The sequence below is a fragment of the Betaproteobacteria bacterium genome, from assembly GCA_016791345.1.
In the GTDB taxonomy this organism is placed as follows: Bacteria; Pseudomonadota; Gammaproteobacteria; order Burkholderiales; family JAEUMW01; genus JAEUMW01.
Window position 1 is genome coordinate 1 of sequence record JAEUMW010000351.1, and the last position, 3,327, is coordinate 3,327.

The 3,327-nt window shown below is 67.6% G+C and carries 5 protein-coding genes; all 5 read left to right on the plus strand.

All coding sequences use genetic code 11. The annotated features are described in order from the left end of the window. The coding region (locus JNK68_13760; GenBank protein ID MBL8541410.1) for a hypothetical protein at positions 1 to 334 on the plus strand (334 nt) is incomplete at its 5' end. 6 nt (positions 335 to 340) lie between these two features. Further along, positions 341 to 826, plus strand: coding sequence for a transcriptional repressor NrdR (gene nrdR / locus JNK68_13765; protein MBL8541411.1), 486 nt, complete (start codon positions 341 to 343; stop codon positions 824 to 826). Beyond that, on the plus strand, positions 823 to 1,908 hold the full coding sequence (ribD, locus tag JNK68_13770; protein ID MBL8541412.1) for a bifunctional diaminohydroxyphosphoribosylaminopyrimidine deaminase/5-amino-6-(5-phosphoribosylamino)uracil reductase RibD: 1,086 nt from the start codon (positions 823 to 825) through the stop codon (positions 1,906 to 1,908). Before nrdR ends, ribD begins: the two co-directional genes overlap by 4 nt. After that, positions 1,905 to 2,660, plus strand: a complete 756-nt coding sequence (locus JNK68_13775; GenBank protein MBL8541413.1) for a class I SAM-dependent methyltransferase — start codon at positions 1,905 to 1,907, stop codon at positions 2,658 to 2,660. Before ribD ends, JNK68_13775 begins: the two co-directional genes overlap by 4 nt. Continuing rightward, on the plus strand, positions 2,660 to 3,259 hold the full coding sequence (locus JNK68_13780) for a riboflavin synthase (GenBank protein MBL8541414.1): 600 nt from the start codon (positions 2,660 to 2,662) through the stop codon (positions 3,257 to 3,259). Before JNK68_13775 ends, JNK68_13780 begins: the two co-directional genes overlap by 1 nt. The last annotated feature ends 68 nt before the right edge of the window (positions 3,260 to 3,327 follow it).

The following is a 3,327-nucleotide window of genomic DNA, read 5'->3' on the forward strand; positions in this document are numbered from 1 at the left end:
GGTCGATCTGCGGGCGAAGCAGATTACCGGCAAGGAGGCAGAGGCGGCGCTGGGCCGTGCCCACATCACGGTGAACAAGAACGCGATTCCGAACGATCCGCAGAAGCCGTTCGTGACCTCGGGGATCCGGGTGGGCAGTCCCGCGATGACCACGCGCGGCTTCCGCGAACTGGAGGCGGAGGCCTTGGCGCACCTGATCGCCGACGTGCTGGAAGCGCCGGCGGACGAGGCCAACCTCAAGCGCGTGGCCGCCGAGGTCCAGGCCCTCTGCAGCAGGTTTCCGGTGTACGCCGCCGGCTCGCTCCGTCGTTCGCTCAGCAGCGCTGCGGCCTGACGCTCGATGAAATGCCCGTTCTGCGGACACCCGGAGACTCAGGTCGTCGACTCCCGGGTGCCGGAGGACGGAGCCAGCGTCCGCCGCCGTCGCCGTTGTCTGTCGTGCGACAAGCGCTTCACCACCTACGAGACGGTGGAACTGCACATGCCGCAGATCGTGAAGGAGAACGGCATGCGGCAGGCATTCGACGAGCAGAAGATCCGCACCGGCTTCGTGCGCGCCCTGCACAAGCGGCCCGTGTCGGCGGAGCACGTCGACGAGGCGATCGAGCGCATCAAGCAGAAGCTCCTGTCGCTGGGTGAGCGCGAGGTGCCGGCGCGGCGCGTCGGCGAGATGGTGATGCGCGAGCTCTACAAGCTCGACAAGGTCGCCTACATCCGTTTCGCCTCGGTCTATCGCAGCTTCCAGGATGTCGAGGACTTCCGCGAGGCGATCGACGAGGTGCAGAAGCCGGTACGGCAGAAGCCCGCGCGCCGCCGTACACGATGAGGGCAGAGGATTACGCCTTCATGGGCCGTGCGCTGCGGCTCGCGGAGCGCGGTCTCTACACCACGAGTCCCAACCCGCGCGTCGGCTGCGTCATCGTGCGCGACGGCAGTGTCGTCGGCGAAGGCTGGCATGAACGGGCAGGGGAGCCGCACGCCGAGATCCACGCAGTGCAAGCGGCCGGCGAGCGTGCGCGCGGCGCCACCGTCTACGTGACCCTCGAACCGTGCAGCCATCACGGGCGCACGCCGCCATGCGCAGATGCCCTGATCGCGGCGGGCGTTGCGCGTGTCGTGGCCGCGACGCAGGACCCGAACCCGCGCGTGGCGGGCCGCGGTCTCGCACGGCTTCGCAGAGCGGGAATCGAGACCGAAGTCGGTGTGCTCCAAGCCGAGGCGCGCGAGCTCAACGTCGGCTTCGTCTCGCGCATGACGCGCGGGCGTCCCTGGCTGCGCATGAAGATCGCCGCCAGTCTGGACGGCAAGAGCGCGCTCTTGAACGGCAGGAGCCAGTGGATCACCGGGGCGGACGCGCGGCGCGACGGGCACCGCTTCCGCGCGCGGGCGTGCGCGGTGCTCACCGGCTTCGGGACGGTGCGTGACGACGACCCGCGCCTCACCGTGCGCGACGTCGACACGTCGCGTCAGCCGCTCAAGGTTGTGGTGGACAGTCGGCTCGAGACGCCGCTCGATGCCAGGGTGCTGGAAGGTGGTGGCGTGCTCATCTTCGCCGGGCATGATGACCCTGCGCGCATTGCCGCGCTGGAGCAACACGGGGCCGAGGTGGTGGTGCTGGCGAACAGTGCCGGCAAGGTCGACCTGGAGGCCATGGTGCGCGAACTGGCACGGCGCGAACTGAACGAAGTACACATCGAAGCCGGCTTCAAGCTGAATGGTTCGCTCCTCGCCGCGGGCGTCGTCGACGAGCTCCTCCTCTATCTAGCGCCCTGTGTGCTCGGCGATGCTGCCCGCGGCCTGTTCGATCTGCCGGCGCTCGACGACCTCGGCGAGCGGCGCGCGCTCACCGTGCGCGACCTGCGGCAGGTCGGCCATGATATCCGCATCATTGGTCGCTTCGCCTCATGAGCGGTGCCCGGTTCAGGGATCACTTCTCGTCACATGCTGCGGAGTACGCGCGAGCGCGCCCCGGCTATCCGGCAGAACTCTTCGCGTGCCTCGCTGCGCTCGTGCCGTCACGACGGTTGGCATGGGACTGCGCGACAGGCAATGGGCAGGTGGCGGTCGACCTCGCGCCGCATTTCGACCGGGTGATCGCCACCGATGCGAGCGCCGAGCAGATCGCGCACGCCTTTCCGCACGAAGGTGTGGACTATCGTGTGGAGCCGGCCGAGGCCACGTCACTCGCTGCCGGGAGCGTCGATCTCGTTACCGTTGGCCAGGCGCTGCACTGGTTCGACCTCGACCGTTTCCATGCGGAGGCGCGGCGTGTGCTGAAACCGGACGGGCTCATCGTTGCCTGGTGTTACGGGCACTGCACGGTCGCAGCCGACATCGACGCGCTGGTGAATGATTTCTACAGACGGCTGGTCGGCCCGTTCTGGCCCCCCGAGCGGCACCACATCGAGTCGGGTTACCGCACGCTGTCGTTTCCCTTCACGCCCGTCTCGTTGCCCGCCTTTGGGATGCGTGCGGAATGGACCGCGGACGAGTTGCTGGCGTACCTCGGCACCTGGTCGGCGACCAAGCGCTTCGAGGCGCATCACGGCAGGGATCCGCGCGACGAAATCGCCGAGCCCCTCGTCAACGCATGGGGTTCTCGTCACCTGCGGCGGCGCATAGAATGGCCGCTCTCGTTTCTCGCAGGAAGGCACCGCTAGTGTTCACCGGGATCGTCGAAGCCGTGGGTCACGTGAGTCGCATCGTTCCCGCCGCAAATGGGTTTCGCGTCACGATCGAAGCGCGCGCGCTCGATCTCGCGGACGTCGCGGTCGGCGACAGCATCGCGGTGAATGGCTGCTGCCTGACCGTGGTCGATCTTGCGAAGGGATCGTTCGCCATGGATGTATCGCAGGAAACACTGGATTGCACGGCGGGCCTGCAGCAAGGCACGGAGGTCAATCTGGAGAAGGCGCTGCGACTGTCGGATCGGCTGGGCGGGCATCTCGTGACCGGACATGTCGATGGCGTGGGAACGGTGGCGGAATTTGTCGCCGAAGGTGACAGCCGGCGCCTCACCGTTGCGGTGCCGGTGTCTCTCGCGCGCTTCATCGCACGCAAGGGTTCGGTCACCATCAACGGCGTGAGCCTCACCGTGAACGAGGCGTCCGCTGCGACCTTCGGCGTGAATCTCATCCCGCATACGCTGGCGGTGACGAATCTGAAGGACCTGGCACCCGGCGCACGCGTCAATCTCGAGGTTGACCTGATCGCCCGGTACGTCGAGCAGTTGCTCTCCGCGACCGGGGACGCTTCGTAGTCGGCCAAGCAGGCTTGCCGCCAGCGTCGGGATCGGCTGGCGGCATGGTCGCGACGCTCACGAATCCC

Excerpts from the sequence above, each read along its gene's own strand:
- nrdR (MBL8541411.1), top strand. The coding sequence starts at position 341 with ATGAAATGCCCGTTCTGCGGACACCCGGAGACTCAGGTCGTCGACTCC.
- ribD (MBL8541412.1), top strand. The coding sequence starts at position 823 with ATGAGGGCAGAGGATTACGCCTTCATGGGCCGTGCGCTGCGGCTCGCG.
- JNK68_13775 (MBL8541413.1), top strand. The coding sequence starts at position 1,905 with ATGAGCGGTGCCCGGTTCAGGGATCACTTCTCGTCACATGCTGCGGAG.